This is a genomic window from Rickettsia asiatica (assembly GCF_007989425.1).
GTDB classification, from domain to species: Bacteria; Pseudomonadota; Alphaproteobacteria; order Rickettsiales; family Rickettsiaceae; genus Rickettsia; species Rickettsia helvetica.
In genome coordinates this window covers 998,191-1,014,277 of the sequence record NZ_AP019563.1, presented here as the reverse complement: position 1 = coordinate 1,014,277, position 16,087 = coordinate 998,191, and the positions used below count along the sequence as shown (strand labels likewise).

The following is a 16,087-nucleotide window of genomic DNA, read 5'->3' as shown; positions in this document are numbered from 1 at the left end:
TTATCGTCTTATATATTTAGTTGGTTTTTTGTAATCTAGTTAAGCATATTTTTTGATTCAGGATAATTATATAAGTTGTTATTTTAATTTACTATAACTTATTTTTTAACAATAGACCTCTTGCATAACTTGACCTTATAAAGGGAATAAGAACTTCTACTCTAAGCAAGCGTACTATAGTTAAGTGCGTGGGGATGAGAGGATAGAGTCGATGTCTTAATTATCTTTAGAAATGGGTTATGTAAGAGGTCTAATCAATAATGTGCATATTTTGATTTAAAACTATATTGGATTATATAATGAAAAATTTTAATTTATCTGAAGAATTAATTATTGCTCTTGAGACAATGAATATAACTGAGCCGACTGAAATACAAAAGCAATCGATTCCGGTTGCAATGGCGGGGTCGGACATACTCGCTTCTAGCCAAACAGGTTCAGGAAAAACTCTTGCTTATTTATTGCCGTTAATTGATTCATTTATTAAAAATAAAACTACTGCTTTAATTCTTGTTCCGACTAGAGAACTAGCAATGCAAATACACAGTACTTTAAATAAAGTAACTACATCCTATAAAATTAATAGTGCAGTTTTGATAGGCGGTGAACCGATGCCTAAACAATTTATGCAATTAAAAAAGAATCCGAAAGTGATTATCGGTACGCCGGGGCGTATTATCGATCACTTAAATAGGGGAAGTCTAACAATTGATCGCATAGGCATAACCGTACTTGACGAAATGGATAGAATGCTTGATATGGGGATGAAAGAACAGTTAGACGAAATCAATAAATTTTTACCGGAAAAAAGACAAGTTTTAATGTTTTCCGCTACTATGCCAAAACATATTATTGCTCTTTCTCAAAAATATCTAAACAATCCGGTACGTATTACGGTAGGTGCTACTAATAAAGCAGCTGCAGAAATAAAACAGGAATCCCTACATATTTCTGATAAAGAAAAATTTAGTGAATTAACTAAACAACTTGGTAATAGGGAAGGATCGGTAATTATTTTTGTGAAGACTAAACGCTCTGCCGATCAATTAGCTAAAATGTTAAAATATGAAAATCATAAAGCAGAAGCTATACACGGTGATTTAAGTCAGCGTCAACGTGAAAGAGTAATTTTATCATTTCATAAGTCAAACCATAGAATAATGGTAGCAACTGATGTAGCGGCTCGTGGGCTTGATATTCCTCATACACAGCATGTTATTAATTATGATTTACCTATGTGTCCTGAAGATTATTTACATAGAATAGGTAGAACGGGTAGAGCAGGGGCTACCGGACATGCGTTGTCTTTTATTTCTCCTGATGATGTTATTAGATGGCGTGCAATTGATCGTCTAATAAATAAAGGAGAATCTACGCCACGCAGTGAGTTTAGAAGTGATAAAAATAACCGTAAAAGATCATTCGGTAAAAGAGCCGGCGGTGACGGTAAAAAGTTTAATTCTTTTGATAATAATCACAAAAAAACTTTTGACGGTAACAGTTACAGTAATAAAAGAAAGAAAGTCTCGTAGTTTAGATTTACGTCATTGCGAGGAAATTACATAAGTAATTGACGAAGCAATCCAGTAAAAAATTCTGTAAATCAGAATTTTTTTATTATTTTTCTGGATTGCCACGCGATCAAAGATCGCTCGCAATGACGATCAAGTTAGCTAGGATAACAAATATAAAAAAGGAGAATAAGCTCATAAGTTTAAATTTTTCACGATTTCAATATATATCTAATATTTTCTTTATATTAATAATTTCTTTTCCCGGAGGTTTAATTTATTTACTTACCGGTTCAACGCTTTCTTTTTGGCTTCGAGAATCTGGTTTTGATAAAATCACTATCGGGCTTTTTAGTTTAGTTAATTTTATTCATATATTTAAATTTTTATGGGGTCCTTTACTTGAAAAAGTAAGTTTTACTCCTTTAAGTAAGCGAGGATATAAATATTGTTTAATCCTTGCTTTGGTTAGTTGTATTTTTTGTATATATGTTCTAACAAATTTTAACCCTAATACTCATTTTATACCATTTGCTTTATGCTTAGTAGCTGTGGCATTTTTTTCTTCCATTTATGATATGTTACTTCAATCATCACAGATGTTACTGATTACAAATAAAAATTGGGGCATAAGTGAGGCAGCTTGTACTACAGGTTTTAGAATTGGTATACTTATAGCAGGTTCAGGAGCGTTATATTTATCAACTATCATATTTTGGCGAGATGTTTATCGTGCTATGGCAATTTTATGTATACCATCATTACTATTAATTATAATCTATCCGCTTAAATTTAAAGATAAGATAATTATTAATGATTTTGATAGATTTTGGCATGCTTTTTATGACTTTATCAAGAAACCTAAATGGCTAATAATTGTTAGTTTCATGCTTCTATATCGTCTTCAAGATAATTTTCTTTCAATTATGCCGAATATGTTTTATCTCGATATCGGGTATACGAAGAAAGATTTAGCTCTTGGATATAAAGCTTTCGGTATGTGTGCTGCAATCCTTGGAGGTTTTATAGGCGGGTTTTTGTGCCGAAAATATGAATATTCTTATTTGCTTAAAAAAGCATTAATATATCATGCTTTATCTAGCCTATCTTTTTTATTTCTCTATTTTTATAATCGAGATATTACAAGTCTATATATAGCGGTCTTTTTTCAAGAATTTACCAAGGGCTTAACTATGTCGCCGTTTTTTTCTTACCAATTAAGATGCTGTAGTTCTAAATATTGTATAACCCAAATTGCTTTAATTACTTCTATTGCTTATATTAGTACCATATTGTTTGGTAGTATTTCAGGCTATGCAGCTACTTATTTAGGTTGGACTTATTTTTTTATTGTAGCAGGGTTTTGTTTTATACCGGCTTATATATTAATTAGATATTTACCGCCTTATGTCATTCCTGCGAAAGCAGGAATCCATTGAGCAAAAGGCATAAATGTTATTAGCTTTTAGGCTGTTGCGTACGGACAATTAAATTATTTCTCTTTTTTCTAGATTCCTGCGATCAGTGAAATGACATGGATCTATGCAATAACATCCAAGATAAATACAAATATATTGTAAAAATGGCTCTATCAATTTATAATAGTTAAAAAATTTATTAATGTGCTTTAATTATGTTTATTCAAACTGAAGATACTCCCAACCCTGATGCAATAAAATTTTTCCCAGGGCAGAAAATAAGTAGTGATCAGCCGGTATTTTTTAGTGAGCTTGCTGAAGTAAAAGGAAGAAGCAAACTTGCAGAATCACTATTTCATATTAATAATGTGAAATCAGTATTTTTCGGTAGTGATTTTATAACAGTAACTAAACAAGCTGAAGGTAATTGGCAAGTTATAAAGCCTGAAATTTTAATGGTTATTATGGATCATTTTGTTTCAGGATTTCCTGTATTTGAAGAAAACACCAAAGAAGATAATGTAAATCATAGTTTTGACGGGCTTTCGGAAATAGAGAAGCAAATCGTAGAGATTATTGAAACTAGGGTGCGTCCATCTGTTGCACAAGACGGCGGTGATATAATATATAAAGGCTTTGAAAACGGTATAGTTAAATTAGCACTTCGTGGTGCATGCCTTGGATGTCCTAGTTCCATTATTACCTTAAAAAACGGCATTGAGTCCATGCTTAAACATTTTGTACCGGAAGTGCAAGAAGTTGAAGCTGTAGAGGAAGATTTTGAATAATTTAGTATGCTAACTGCAAGCGACTAAGGACCTTGTTGTGTAGGTTAGTCTTCGTCATTGCGAGAAGAAACTGCAAGTTTCGACGAAGCAATCTAGTAAAAAATTCTGATTTACAGAATTTTTTTATTATTTTTTCTGGATTGCCACGCAGTCTACGACTACTCGCAATGACGTTAAATGTCATATAAGATATTAAATTTTTTTGAAGAATAGTATGGTGCTATTCTTCCTTTGCAGAATTGATTATATCATTTTGATGCCAAATAACGTAATGCAGTTCAACATCTTTTGGAGCATATACTACGATAGGTAGTTTGCTATTATATCTTAAAAATGTTTCATCGCCTAAAAATACACTAACCGGTTGTATGGTTGCTTTTACGTTTGGGCATGCCATCATTGTACTAGCAGGGTGATCGCTAACTTGATCGATTACATAATAATTATATCCCCATCCTTCTAAAGTTTTTGTTTCCAGCTTACCGCCAAACCAAACACGATTACAATCTTTCATTGCATTTTTTGTTGCTTGTAATTCTACTTTTAGCTTTTCTTCATTGGACTCTGTAGGTAAATGAATTACATAACGCTTTTGATTTTCAAGTAGCGTAGGGTGCAATATCTTTTAACGGCTTATCGGTATTAGCTAATAAATAAGTATTTAAAAAACATGATATAAGAAATATTATAATTTTATTTGGCATATGATTATTTTTTTAATTAAAATCCATTATCTCGCCTAAAGGAGTTTATAAGAAGAATTTATTTTGCCATCGGCTATATCAGCACTAAAACCTTCACTATAGTCAACATCACCATTTTCATTTATTTTTTTACTTAAAAATAATATAGCATTTTCAAATTTATTTTCTTTTAATATAGGCTGATTATTTAAACTAAAAACTTTCATGGCAAGCCTTTCATTATTAGGTAATCTAAAATATATTTCTGATCCGTTATTGGATTCAAAAAAATTACATATTATTATAAGCACCTAATAATAATAAATTATTTAATACATCTATGGTCACTTGTTCTTCAAGGTTTATAATTTTAGGAAATAATATGTAATTATTGTGATTATTTTGTATATTTGAAATAAGAATACTTTGAGAGTGATATTGCTGTTTTTCCAAATATATAATTTGCAAAATTATTTTGATTTAATTCGGTAAAATCTAATTCAGCATAGTGTGTTGCTCCGTCAATGTCTAAACTATATACAAGCTTATCTTCCAATATCTCTTCAAATAAATCTTCCCATAGCTCTTGTAACTCTTGTAAAAAATTTTGAGCATGTTCTTTAGTTTTACAAGTATCAATTTGATTTGCAAAGCTTTTTGCTATAAAAAACTTTAAATCTTTTTGATCCGATAAAGATAAATCATGAATGTGACATTTAAATGTTTTATCTACATAATTTATTAGTGATGCAATATCTGCAGGAAAATTTTCAGTTATTTCTAATAATTCTTTTTTATGCTGTTCTGAAATTATATTCATATTCTAATCTAATCCCGTTTCTTTCTTAAAAAAGCCGGTATGTCATGAATATCAGACTCTTTATTATCTTGATCTAGAGTATTAATAACAACGTTTTTGCGTTCTAAAGTTTGATTATTTGAAGCACGTAGAGAACCCCATATTTTTCCTAAAAATGATGGTTTTGGTGAGTCATCTTCAGATTGGTTGAAAGTATTTACATGTAACCCCAGCTCTTTTTCATTTCCGATAAAATTTTGATTCATTGGAGAGTCAGTAATTTCAATATTTTCGGTACTGTAGCTGTTAAAATCAGGAATTTCTTCTATTTGTATAGGTTGTGCTATAGCTTCATTATAAGTTTCTGCAGGAACTGTATTGGTAGTTTCAGCTATTGCGGGTTTATATGTCGGTACTTTATCGGCATCAATACCGGTAGCAACAACCGATACTCTGATAATTCCTTTTAGTTCCGGATTAAATGTTGAACCGAAAATAATATTAGCATCAAGGTTATCTACTTCTTCTCTAATTCTATTAGCAGCGTTGTCAACTTCAAATAAGGTCATGTCGGAACCACCGGTAATATTAATTAATACCCCTCTTGCACCGCACATTGAGCTATGATCTAGCAGCGGATTTGAAATTGCAGATTCTGCCGCTTTAATGGCTCTATCTTCGCCACTAGCTTCACCCGTACCCATCATTGCTTTACCCATTTCGCTCATTACTGCTTTAATATCGGCAAAATCAAGATTAATAAGTCCTGGCATAATCATTAAATCCGTTACTCCTCTAACGCCTGCATGTAATACGTCATCTGCCATTTTGAAAGCATCGGCAAATGTCGTTTGTTCATTAGCAATACGGAATAGATTTTGGTTCGGTATTACAATTAAAGTATCAACGAATTGCTGTAATTCAATAAGTCCTTTATCGGCAGTTTTCATACGATGACCGCCTTCAAAATGGAAAGGTTTAGTTACTACTCCAACCGTAAGGATGCCTAATTCTTTAGCAATGCATGCAATAACCGGTGCAGAACCGGTACCTGTACCACCACCCATACCTGCCGTAATAAATACCATATTGCTATTTTCTAGGTAACTACGAATTTCGCTTTCTGATTCTTGAGCAGCAAGTGCTCCAACCTCAGGAGAAGCTCCTGCCCCAAGACCTCTAGTCGTAGAAACACCGAGTTGTATTTTGTTGGTGCATAAAGAATGTTCAAGCGATTGTGCATCAGTATTAGCTACTACAAAATTAGTACCTTGCAGATTAGCACTAATCATATTATTTACTGCATTACTACCTGCACCCCCGACGCCGAAAACCGTAATGGTCGGCTTTAATACTATATTTTCAGGAGCTTTTATATTTAAAACCATGATAATCTTTTATTTATATAATTTGTGTCTAAGTATAATAAAAGATTTAGACTGTGTGAAGAAAAATTTAATTAATCTATCTGGTATTGCAGATTAGTTAATAATTTAACGTCATTGCGAGGAAAAATTGAAAATTTTGACAAAGCAATCCAAAAAAAAATTCTAATTTACAGAATTTTTTTTTATTATTTTCTGGATTGCTACGCAGTCGAAGACTGCGTAGCTCATGACGATATCTATATTTAGTTAGCAACCCCCATGTTCATCATAAAAGAACTATGAGACAGTTATGGAGCAATCGGCTATAAACGGTTTAGAATTCACCATTTTCTACCTTCATCTCTAAGCTCTTTAATAGTATAAGGAGCTAATGTTTTACCTTGGCTGAATTCTCTTATTTGCTCTACTATATTATCCATTTTAGGCTTTTGAGTTATAGGTATAATTTTTGCAACCGGCGTATTATGCTTACAGATAGTAATTTGTTCGCCGTCTTGTATACACTGTATTAGATCGGAAAAATGAGTTTTTGCTTCGGGTAGGTTAATTTGATTAGATAAATTTTGTTTCACATAGGTACATATAATAAATAGACTAATTTAATATTATCCTATTTATAAGATTTTGTACAATAATATTAATAATTTAAACTAATATCTTTATACAAAATCTAGGATTGACTAACCATTTTTTCAGGTACTACTATTTTATCAAACTCTTCTTCTGATAAAAGATTGAGTTTTTTTGCGGCTTCTTTTAAAGTGATCCCGTGCTTATATGCTTCTTTAGCAATTTTTGCGGCATTATCATAGCCGATATGTGGATTAAGGGCTGTAACTAACATTAGAGATTTATCACGTAAATCATTAATGCGTGCTATATTAGGTTCTAATCCTTTAACACAGTGAGTAACAAAGCTATTTACGCTATCGGATAACAGCTCTATAGATTGTAGGATATTGTATATTATTACGGGTTTAAATACGTTAAGTTCAAGATGCCCGTTTGAGCCGGCAATAGTAACTGTAACATGATTTCCCATCACCTGACTGCACACCATTGTTAAAGCTTCGACTTGTGTAGGGTTTACTTTACCGGGCATAATCGAAGAACCAGGTTCATTCTCAGGTAAATACAGCTCACCAAGACCGCATCTTGGACCGGAGCCGAGCAGTCTTATATCATTTGCTATTTTCATTAAGCTAACTGCTATAGTATTAAGAGTTCCTGAAAATTCTACTAAGGCGTCGTGGGCAGCTAGGCTTTCAAATTTATTAGGAGCCGTCTTAAAAGGTTGTTTAGTAAACTCTGCCACTTTCTCGGCAAATTTTATATCAAAGCCTATTTTTGAGTTAATACCTGTACCGACTGCTGTTCCTCCTTGAGCAAGTAGATAAACTTTTTTTAGTGCATCTTCTATACGTTCTAAAGCATACTCTATTTGTGTAATATATCCAGAGAATTCCTGTTTAAGAGTTAAAGGAGTTGCATCCTGCAAGTGGGTACGTCCTATTTTTATGATTTTATCCCAATCTTTTGACTTGTCTTGCAAAGAGGTAAGTAAATTATTCAAAGCCGGTATCAGTTGCTGTTTAGTTGCAAGTACGGTTGCTATATGCATAGCGGTTGGAAAAGAGTCGTTGGATGATTGTCCTTTATTAACATGATCGTTAGGATGTACCGGAGATTTGCCGCCTTTTTTGCCTGTTAATCTTTCGTTGGCAATTGAGGCAATAACCTCGTTCATATTCATGTTTGTTTGTGTACCTGAACCTGTTTGCCAAACTACTAAAGGAAAATTATCCTCAAATTCGCCTTCTAATATTCTATCCGCGGCTTTATCTATACTTATAGCTATTTTAGCTTCTAAATCACCAAACTCATGATTAACCTGTGCTGCACATTTTTTTAAAATAGCAAGAGCACGAATTAAAATTTCAGGCATTTTTTGCTTGCCTATTTTAAAATTTTCTAAAGATCTTTGAGTTTGAGCCCCCCAATAAAATTTTTCTTCTATTTGAATTTCTCCAAAAGAGTCGCTTTCGGTTCTGTAATTTTTCATAAATTGTTAAATGTTATATAATTATCTATTTTTTTCATAAAATGATCACTTACTGCATTCAAGTCTAATTGCTCGGCTAATTTAGCAAAGCTATAATATAATTTGTCTGTTAAAGAAGCTTTTTTTAGATTCTTAGCAATAAATACTAATGTGCTTTCTATCATAAGATTACGATTAAAACTATAAAATTTTTGCCAATGTTCTTTATATTTAGGTTCGGAAGATTCTATATAATCGATATATAGGTTTAGTAATTACTGCTTTACCTTGATATATATCAAATATAGTATTATTAATTAATCTTTCATTCTTGAGGTTATTGATCACTTTATCAAAAAAATTGTTTAATATAGCCGTTGTTATCTCTTCTTCTGTAAGTTCATTTATAAATATGTCTAATTGTTTTTCAAAACTCTCGATAATTTGTTCATTTGGTCCCCTTTTCATGACTTTTCTCTCAAATTAATTGATATAATAAAAGTTTATGACTTTAATTTTAGTAGACTAAATATTTATATCGAAGTAAATAAAAAACAATATTTGATTTATTAAAAATATTATTTATGTAATGAATGAAAAATTATAGAAGCGGCATTTGATACATTAAGACTTTCTACTCTCTTAGAAATAGGGATTTTGGCTAAATAATCACATGTTTCTTTAACTAATCTTCGCATGCCTTTATCTTCTGAACCAAATACTAATGCTATTTTGTCGGAAATTAATTTATCGGTAAAGTAGTCATTTGCAGAACCTGTTAGACCTATAATCCAAAAGCCGTGTTTTTTAAGATAATTCATATATGAGCGTAAGTTAGTCACTTTAATGATAGGTATTAATTCTAAAGTACCGCAAGCTGCTTTAGCAATGCTACCGCTTTCATTCGGAGAATTATCTTGAGGTAATATTATAGCATTTATATCAAAAGCAGTGGCACTGCGAATAATTGCTCCAATATTTTGTGTGTCTGTTATTTGATCAAGAATCGCAATTTTACATTTTGGGTTTTTTATATCTATGTCCTCTAGATTATAAGAAAAAATCGGTCTAACTTTTGCAGCTATTCCTTGATGTGTTTGGTTTTCCAGTAATTTAGATAAAATATCGTTATTAACAATTTCATAAGATCTAGTACCTATTAATTTTTTGTTTGTATCAAAAATTTCCCTAGTGCATAAAATATTTTCAATTTGACGTTTTGGATTATTTAGAGCAGAAAATACAGGATGTTTCCCATACATATAATAACAATTTTTAGAATCAAGTATTTTATTTTGCATCTTATTGAAAACCGTTAGTAATTTGTTCTTGACAGAAGCTACTATTTATTATAGAAAGTTACAACTAAATAAATGTGCAAGCTGCTATTTGTTTATTTGATGATTCGGCAAGAAGTTTTATTAAGTCCTAATACTAATTATATAATTGTATTTTACAGTGAATTAGTCTATTTAATACAGTAAAGTTCTTTAGGAGGGGTGGCCGAGTGGTCAATGGCAGCAGACTGTAAATCTGCCCGCGTAAGCGTTCGAAGGTTCGAATCCTTCTCCCTCCACCACTTAAATGGTTCAGGGAAGCATATCATTTTATTTTAAAAGATTTCATGTATATATGGATTTTATTTAAAAATAAAACATAATTGTGTATATTTATAAATCTGAATAAAATTTGACATAGCACTGTTAACAAAATAGCTTTTAAATTATTTTATTAACAGTGCCACAATGCGGGTGTAGCTCAATGGTAGAGTTCCAGCCTTCCAAGCTGGCTATGTGGGTTCGATTCCCATCACCCGCTCCAGAGGATAGTGGTAACAAATAAATTTAGCAAAAAAATGCACTTATAAAAAATTAACTTGTATTAAACCTAAAAAATTGTAGAGAGTAATAATATGGCAAAAGCAAAATTTGAACGAACTAAACCGCACGTTAATATAGGTACGATCGGTCACGTAGATCATGGTAAAACTTCCTTAACGGCAGCAATAACTATAGTACTTGCTAAGACAGGTGGAGCAAAAGCTACAGCGTATGATCAAATTGATGCTGCTCCTGAAGAAAAAGAAAGAGGTATAACTATTTCTACTGCACACGTAGAATATGAGACTAAAAATAGACACTATGCACACGTAGATTGTCCGGGACACGCTGACTATGTAAAGAACATGATAACCGGTGCTGCTCAGATGGACGGTGCAATATTAGTAGTTTCTGCTGCTGATGGTCCTATGCCGCAAACTAGAGAGCATATATTACTAGCAAAACAGGTAGGTGTACCTGCTATGGTAGTATTCTTAAATAAAGTAGATATGGTGGATGATCCTGATCTATTAGAACTAGTAGAGATGGAAGTAAGGGAATTATTATCAAAATATGGTTTCCCAGGTGATGAAATACCTATTATTAAAGGTTCTGCACTTCAAGCTTTAGAAGGAAAGCCTGAAGGTGAGAAAGCTATTAATGAGTTAATGGATGCAGTAGATAGCTATATACCGCAGCCTGTAAGAGCTACGGATAAACCTTTCTTAATGCCGATAGAAGATGTGTTCTCTATTTCAGGAAGAGGTACTGTTGTAACCGGTAGAGTAGAGTCAGGAATAATTAAGGTAGGTGAGGAAATTGAAATAGTTGGTCTAAAAGATACGCAAAAAACTACCTGTACCGGTGTAGAAATGTTTAGAAAATTACTTGATGAAGGGCAAGCCGGAGATAATGTCGGTATATTACTACGCGGTACAAAAAGAGAAGAAGTTGAAAGAGGACAAGTACTTGCAAAACCGGGTAGCATAAAACCGCATGATAAGTTTAAAGCTGAAGTATATGTGCTTAGTAAAGAAGAAGGTGGACGTCATACCCCATTTACTAATGACTATCGTCCGCAGTTCTATTTTAGAACAACAGACGTTACCGGTACAATAAAATTGCCTGCTGATAAGCAGATGGTTATGCCTGGAGATAATGCTACTTTTACAGTAGAATTAATTAAACCGATTGCTATGCAGGAAGGGTTAAAATTCTCTATACGTGAAGGTGGTAGAACAGTGGGTGCCGGCGTAGTAACTAAAATAAATAACTAATTGATTTTATAAATACCTATTATTAAAAATAATAGGTATTTAATATTTTAAGATGTAATAGATATCTTTCCGAACTAGCTATCTGAAGAAGACATGGAACGCAGAACCGCAGCGTACATAAACGTACGTGAGGATGCGAGTACCAGCGACGTACAAATTACCTCTAGAAGCAAAGTTTAGGAAGATGTCTAAAAAACATCTTGCTGTTTAAATATTAGGTTTACTGAATGAAAAATAAAATCAAAATTCGTTTAAAATCATTTGATCATCGTAGTCTTGATCAAGCTACAAAAGAGATAGTTAATGCTGTTAAAAGAACATTTGCTAACATTAATGGTCCTATTCCTTTACCTAGAAAAATTGAAAGATTTACCGTAAATAGGTCTCCTCATGTACATAAGAAGTCAAGAGAGCAATTTGAAATTAGAAAGCATAAAAGATTATTAGTTATAGATGATCCGAATCCGGCGGTTGTTGATGCTTTAAGTAAAGTTGATTTAGCAGCAGGTGTTGATGTAGTGATTGAATTAGAGAGTGGGGAATAAATGAGAACCGGTATAATTGCTCAAAAAATTGGGATGACTAGTGTTTTTAATGATAAAGGAGAAAGAATTTCTTTAACATTAGTAAAAGTTGATGATTGTCAAGTAGTAGGGCATAAAACTCTAGAAAAACATGGATATAATGCTTTGGTTATCGGTGTAAAAGATAAAAAAATATCTAGAGTAACCAAACCTATGAAACAAGTTTTTGCTAATGCTAAAATGTCTCCTAAAACTAAACTAAAAGAATTTAGAATTTCTGAAGAGAATTTTATTGATATAGCAGCAAGTCTAGAAGTAGATCATTTTACGGCAGGACAATTTGTGGATATAACGGCAACTACTATAGGTAAAGGATTTGCCGGTAGTATGAAAAGACATAATTTTAGAGGTCTTGAAGCTTCTCACGGTGTTTCTATATCCCATCGTTCACACGGTTCTACAGGACAAAGACAAGATCCAGGAAAGGTTTTCAAAGGCAAAAAAATGGCCGGTCATATGGGATGTAACCAAGTTACTATTCAAAATTTGAAAATATTTGCCGTTGATAAAGAGCGTAAGCTTATTATGATTCAGGGTAGTATACCTGGTCACAAAAATTCGTATCTTTCAGTAAAAGATGCAATAAAAAAGATTTCAATAACTGTATGATAGATATTTAGACATACTTGTTGAGGTTATCAAATTAACAAAAACGCCATGCAATATTATTTATATAAAAGTTTTATATAAGACTGTATAAGGTTAAATAAAGATGAAAACTAAAATATTAAGTCTTGCTAATGAAGAAGTTGGTGAGATTAGCTTAAATGAAGATATATTTGCTGTTGAATTTATCAGAGATGATATAATAAAGCAGGTTATTGATTGGCAGAGAGCTAAAGCAATGTCCGGTAACCATAAAACTAAAACAATATCAGAAGTATCAGGAACCACAAAAAAACCTTTTAAGCAAAAAGGTACAGGTAATGCAAGACAAGGCTCCCTTAGATCGGTACAGATGCGTGGTGGTGGTGTAGCTCACGGACCTAGAGTACGTAGTCATGCAACAAAATTACCTAAAAAAGTACGAAAACTTGGTTTAATTCATGCTTTATCCGAGAAATTTGCTGAAGGAAAATTATTAGTAATAGATTCTTTAAAGCTAGATAAGCCTAAAACTTCTGTTCTTGTAAATATATTAAACAAATTTCAAGGGAAAAGTTTCTTTGTAATAGACGGAAATGAAGTAGATATTAATTTTTCTTTAGCTGCAAAAAATATTTATAATACTGTGATTGTTCCACAAATAGGAGCAAATGTTTATGATATAATACGACATGAATATGTCTTATTATCACAAGAAGCAGTGAGTGTTTTAGAAGAGAGGTTAAGATGAGTTCTTATAAATACTACGATTTAATTAGAAAACCTATTATTACAGAAAAAACTACAACCCTTTCAGAACAAAATAAATACGCTTTTTATGTAGATAAATTTGCTGAAAAACTTACCGTTAAAAAGGCTATAGAAGAAATATTTAAAGTAAAAGTAAAAAAAGTGAATATTTTAAACGTTAAAGGTAAGAAGAAAAGATTTAAAGGAATTATAGGGACTCAAATCAATAGAAAGAAAGCTATTGTTACATTAGAAAAAGACCATAATATCGATTTTGCCGGAGGAATTAAATAAATGGCTTTAAAAAACTTTAATCCAATTACTCCTTCTCTTAGGGAGTTAGTTCAAGTTGATAAAACTAGTTTATGGAAAGGCAGACCTTTAAAATCTTTGACCAAAGGTATATCTAAAACCGGTGGACGAAATAATCAAGGTAGAATTACTTCTTGGCACAGAGGTGGAGGACATAAAAAATTATATCGTGTTATTGATTTTAAAAGAAATAAAATAGATATTGCTGCTATTGTCGAAAGAATAGAGTATGACCCTAATAGAACTGCTTTTATTGCTTTAATAAAATATGAAGACGGGGAATATTCTTATATTTTAGCACCGCAAAAATTATCTGTAGGTGATAGAGTAATATCAAGTCAAGATGCTGATATAAAAATAGGAAATTGTTTACCTTTAAAATTTATTCCTATCGGTACTACTTTACATAATGTTGAAATGAAAGTCGGTAAGGGCGGCCAAATTGCAAGATCTGCAGGTACTTCAGTAGATCTAGTAGGTAAAGATTCAGGATATGCTCAGATTAAATTAAGATCAGGTGAATTTAGGTTAGTACCTTTAGATTGTAAAGCTACTATAGGTAGTATATCTAACCCGGATCAAAAAAATATTAATTTAGGCAAAGCAGGTAGAAATAGATGGCTCGGTTGGAGACCGCATGTTAGAGGTGTAGCAATGAATCCTGTAGATCACCCTCATGGCGGTGGTGAAGGTAAAACTTCAGGAGGACGCCATCCTGTTACTCCTTGGGGATTCCCAACCAAGGGTAAGAAGACACGTAAAAATAAACGTACTTCAAAATTTATCGTAAAGAAAAGAAAATAGATTTTAAATTAATTAGGTATTAGTATGGCACGTTCAATATGGAAAGGGCCTTTTGTAGACGGTTATTTAATAAAGAAAGTTCAAAAATTAATGGAATCAGGTAAATCTGAAATGATTAAAACTTGGTCTAGAAGATCAACGATTTTACCTATTTTTGTAGGGTTTACCTTTTCTGTTCATAATGGCAATAAATTTATTCCGGTTTCTATAAATGAAGAAATGGTTGGAAGAAAATTAGGTGAATTTGCTCCTACTAGAACATTTCACGGTCATGGAGCAGATAAAAAAGTCAAAAGAAAGTAAAGATTTATATGGTACAGGAAAATAAAAATTTTGCTACGGCAAAAGCTAAATCTATTAGAGTAAGTCCAAGGAAGCTAAATTTAGTTGCAGCCTTTATTAGAAATATGAAAGTATCTGAAGCATTGGTACAATTAACTTTTTCTCCTAAAAGAATTGCAAAAGTTGTAAAAGATTGTTTACAATCTGCTGTTGCAAATGCTGAAAATAATTTAGGTCTAGATATAGATAGATTGGTTATTACTAAAGCAACTGTAGGTAAGGCTTTAGTAATGAAAAGAGTTATGCCAAGAGCAAAAGGAAGAGCAACTAGAATAAATAAGTTTTTTAGTAATCTTTATATAACTGTTACAGAAAAAGAGGATAATTAAAATGGGGCAGAAAGTTTGTGCACATGGTTTTAGAGTTGGACCGACTTTAATTAAAGGTTGGGATTCTGTATTATATGCAGAAAAACATTATAAAACTCTTTTTATACAAGATTTAAAAATTAGGGATTTAATAAATAAGGGTTTTAATCAAGCTCAAATTAGCAGAGTTTTAATCGAACGTCCTTCTAATAAAAGTATTATAATTAATATTAATGCCAAAAAACCAAATATCATTATCGGTAGAAACGGTAGTGAAATTGATAAGCTAAAAAAAGCTGTCGAGAAAATGACTTCTTTAAAAGAAGTTTATATAAATATTCATGAAGTTAGAAAATTTAATATAGATGCTGCTATAGTAGCTCAAACTATAGCACTGCAGCTTGAAAAAAGAGTTTCTTTTAGAAAAGCCATGAAAACAGCAATTCAGGCTTCATTTAAACAAGGTGGACAAGGTATAAGAGTTAGTTGTTCAGGAAGACTTGGAGGTGCTGAAATTGCTAGAACCGAGTGGTATATAGAAGGAAGAATGCCGTTACATACTTTAAGAGCTGATATTGATTATTCAACAGCTGAGGCTATAACTACTTATGGAGTTATAGGGGTTAAAGTGTGGGTTTATAAAGGTGAATATACAGAAAATAAAAGATATAATTAAT

17 protein-coding genes, 2 tRNA genes and 2 pseudogenes are annotated in these 16,087 nt (G+C 32.1%); 14 read left to right on the top strand and 7 right to left on the bottom strand.

What is annotated here, in order from left to right; translation table 11 throughout:
- Nucleotides 1-299 precede the first annotated feature (299 nt).
- The 3 genes from RAS_RS06055 to RAS_RS06045 all read left to right on the top strand — a co-directional run bounded on the left by RAS_RS06055 (nucleotide 300) and on the right by RAS_RS06045 (nucleotide 3,717).
- Nucleotides 300-1,532: a DEAD/DEAH box helicase gene (locus tag RAS_RS06055; protein WP_147143229.1), complete on the top strand. Its 1,233-nt coding sequence runs from the start codon at nucleotides 300-302 to the stop codon at nucleotides 1,530-1,532.
- A 125-nt stretch (nucleotides 1,533-1,657) separates the two neighbouring features.
- Nucleotides 1,658-2,950, top strand: a complete 1,293-nt coding sequence (locus RAS_RS06050) for an MFS transporter (RefSeq protein ID WP_172616144.1) — start codon at nucleotides 1,658-1,660, stop codon at nucleotides 2,948-2,950.
- A gap of 194 nt (nucleotides 2,951-3,144) precedes the next feature.
- The gene (locus RAS_RS06045; RefSeq protein WP_147143226.1) at nucleotides 3,145-3,717 is read left to right on the top strand and encodes a NifU family protein; all 573 of its coding nucleotides are present in this window, start codon (nucleotides 3,145-3,147) and stop codon (nucleotides 3,715-3,717) included.
- A gap of 220 nt (nucleotides 3,718-3,937) precedes the next feature.
- On the opposite strand, the gene eco is transcribed toward RAS_RS06045, so the two are convergent.
- The 7 genes and pseudogenes from eco to rlmB form a co-directional block, all read right to left on the bottom strand.
- Nucleotides 3,938-4,336 (bottom strand): serine protease inhibitor ecotin, encoded by a 399-nt coding sequence (gene eco, locus RAS_RS06040; RefSeq protein ID WP_232049182.1) that lies wholly within the window; start codon nucleotides 4,334-4,336, stop codon nucleotides 3,938-3,940.
- Nucleotides 4,337-4,433: 97 nt separating this feature from the next.
- Nucleotides 4,434-4,956, bottom strand: a pseudogene (locus RAS_RS06035) (hypothetical protein).
- Nucleotides 4,957-5,228: 272 nt separating this feature from the next.
- The gene (ftsZ, locus tag RAS_RS06025; protein ID WP_147143222.1) at nucleotides 5,229-6,587 is read right to left on the bottom strand and encodes a cell division protein FtsZ; all 1,359 of its coding nucleotides are present in this window, start codon (nucleotides 6,585-6,587) and stop codon (nucleotides 5,229-5,231) included.
- 320 nt (nucleotides 6,588-6,907) lie between these two features.
- On the bottom strand, nucleotides 6,908-7,159 hold the full coding sequence (locus RAS_RS06020; RefSeq protein ID WP_147143220.1) for a type II toxin-antitoxin system Phd/YefM family antitoxin: 252 nt from the start codon (nucleotides 7,157-7,159) through the stop codon (nucleotides 6,908-6,910).
- A 98-nt stretch (nucleotides 7,160-7,257) separates the two neighbouring features.
- Nucleotides 7,258-8,649 carry a class II fumarate hydratase gene (gene fumC, locus RAS_RS06015; RefSeq protein ID WP_147143217.1) on the bottom strand — a complete coding sequence of 464 codons (1,392 nt, stop codon included), beginning with the start codon at nucleotides 8,647-8,649 and terminating at the stop codon, nucleotides 7,258-7,260.
- Nucleotides 8,646-9,096, bottom strand: a pseudogene (locus tag RAS_RS06010) (hypothetical protein). Before RAS_RS06010 ends, fumC begins: the two are co-directional and overlap by 4 nt.
- 110 nt (nucleotides 9,097-9,206) lie before the next feature.
- Nucleotides 9,207-9,929 carry a 23S rRNA (guanosine(2251)-2'-O)-methyltransferase RlmB gene (gene rlmB, locus RAS_RS06005; protein WP_147143213.1) on the bottom strand — a complete coding sequence of 241 codons (723 nt, stop codon included), beginning with the start codon at nucleotides 9,927-9,929 and terminating at the stop codon, nucleotides 9,207-9,209.
- A 192-nt stretch (nucleotides 9,930-10,121) separates the two neighbouring features.
- On the opposite strand from rlmB, the gene RAS_RS06000 reads away from it, so the two are divergent.
- From RAS_RS06000 to rpsC, 11 genes are all read left to right on the top strand, one after another.
- Nucleotides 10,122-10,207, top strand: a tRNA-Tyr gene (locus RAS_RS06000).
- 168 nt (nucleotides 10,208-10,375) lie between these two features.
- Nucleotides 10,376-10,449, top strand: a tRNA-Gly gene (locus tag RAS_RS05995).
- A gap of 91 nt (nucleotides 10,450-10,540) precedes the next feature.
- Nucleotides 10,541-11,725, top strand: coding sequence for an elongation factor Tu (gene tuf, locus RAS_RS05990; RefSeq protein ID WP_147143209.1), 1,185 nt, complete (start codon nucleotides 10,541-10,543; stop codon nucleotides 11,723-11,725).
- Between the two features lie 227 nt (nucleotides 11,726-11,952).
- Complete coding sequence (gene rpsJ, locus RAS_RS05980; protein WP_147143206.1) at nucleotides 11,953-12,270, top strand: 30S ribosomal protein S10; 318 nt, start codon at nucleotides 11,953-11,955, stop codon at nucleotides 12,268-12,270.
- Complete coding sequence (gene rplC / locus RAS_RS05975; RefSeq protein ID WP_010421656.1) at nucleotides 12,271-12,918, top strand: 50S ribosomal protein L3; 648 nt, start codon at nucleotides 12,271-12,273, stop codon at nucleotides 12,916-12,918.
- Nucleotides 12,919-13,021: 103 nt separating this feature from the next.
- On the top strand, nucleotides 13,022-13,645 hold the full coding sequence (rplD, locus tag RAS_RS05970) for a 50S ribosomal protein L4 (RefSeq protein WP_147143203.1): 624 nt from the start codon (nucleotides 13,022-13,024) through the stop codon (nucleotides 13,643-13,645).
- The gene (rplW, locus tag RAS_RS05965) at nucleotides 13,642-13,938 is read left to right on the top strand and encodes a 50S ribosomal protein L23 (RefSeq protein WP_011270632.1); all 297 of its coding nucleotides are present in this window, start codon (nucleotides 13,642-13,644) and stop codon (nucleotides 13,936-13,938) included. The genes rplD and rplW overlap by 4 nt, the downstream gene beginning before the upstream one ends.
- Nucleotides 13,939-14,760, top strand: coding sequence for a 50S ribosomal protein L2 (rplB, locus tag RAS_RS05960; protein WP_010421665.1), 822 nt, complete (start codon nucleotides 13,939-13,941; stop codon nucleotides 14,758-14,760).
- A 24-nt stretch (nucleotides 14,761-14,784) separates the two neighbouring features.
- Nucleotides 14,785-15,063, top strand: a complete 279-nt coding sequence (gene rpsS, locus RAS_RS05955; protein ID WP_147143200.1) for a 30S ribosomal protein S19 — start codon at nucleotides 14,785-14,787, stop codon at nucleotides 15,061-15,063.
- An 8-nt stretch (nucleotides 15,064-15,071) separates the two neighbouring features.
- Complete coding sequence (rplV, locus tag RAS_RS05950; RefSeq protein WP_008580961.1) at nucleotides 15,072-15,431, top strand: 50S ribosomal protein L22; 360 nt, start codon at nucleotides 15,072-15,074, stop codon at nucleotides 15,429-15,431.
- Nucleotide 15,432: 1 nt separating this feature from the next.
- Nucleotides 15,433-16,086: a 30S ribosomal protein S3 gene (gene rpsC / locus RAS_RS05945; RefSeq protein ID WP_147143196.1), complete on the top strand. Its 654-nt coding sequence runs from the start codon at nucleotides 15,433-15,435 to the stop codon at nucleotides 16,084-16,086.
- Nucleotide 16,087 lies beyond the last annotated feature (1 nt).

Coding starts and splice junctions, on each gene's coding strand:
- RAS_RS06055 (WP_147143229.1), top strand. CDS start 300: ATGAAAAATTTTAATTTATCTGAAGAATTAATTATTGCTCTTGAGACA.
- rpsJ (WP_147143206.1), top strand. CDS start 11,953: ATGAAAAATAAAATCAAAATTCGTTTAAAATCATTTGATCATCGTAGT.
- RAS_RS06050 (WP_172616144.1), top strand. CDS start 1,658: ATGACGATCAAGTTAGCTAGGATAACAAATATAAAAAAGGAGAATAAG.
- ftsZ (WP_147143222.1), bottom strand. CDS start 6,587: ATGGTTTTAAATATAAAAGCTCCTGAAAATATAGTATTAAAGCCGACC.
- tuf (WP_147143209.1), top strand. CDS start 10,541: ATGGCAAAAGCAAAATTTGAACGAACTAAACCGCACGTTAATATAGGT.
- rplC (WP_010421656.1), top strand. CDS start 12,271: ATGAGAACCGGTATAATTGCTCAAAAAATTGGGATGACTAGTGTTTTT.
- RAS_RS06045 (WP_147143226.1), top strand. CDS start 3,145: ATGTTTATTCAAACTGAAGATACTCCCAACCCTGATGCAATAAAATTT.
- rplV (WP_008580961.1), top strand. CDS start 15,072: ATGGTACAGGAAAATAAAAATTTTGCTACGGCAAAAGCTAAATCTATT.
- rplB (WP_010421665.1), top strand. CDS start 13,939: ATGGCTTTAAAAAACTTTAATCCAATTACTCCTTCTCTTAGGGAGTTA.
- rplD (WP_147143203.1), top strand. CDS start 13,022: ATGAAAACTAAAATATTAAGTCTTGCTAATGAAGAAGTTGGTGAGATT.
- rpsS (WP_147143200.1), top strand. CDS start 14,785: ATGGCACGTTCAATATGGAAAGGGCCTTTTGTAGACGGTTATTTAATA.
- rpsC (WP_147143196.1), top strand. CDS start 15,433: ATGGGGCAGAAAGTTTGTGCACATGGTTTTAGAGTTGGACCGACTTTA.
- fumC (WP_147143217.1), bottom strand. CDS start 8,649: ATGAAAAATTACAGAACCGAAAGCGACTCTTTTGGAGAAATTCAAATA.
- rplW (WP_011270632.1), top strand. CDS start 13,642: ATGAGTTCTTATAAATACTACGATTTAATTAGAAAACCTATTATTACA.
- rlmB (WP_147143213.1), bottom strand. CDS start 9,929: ATGCAAAATAAAATACTTGATTCTAAAAATTGTTATTATATGTATGGG.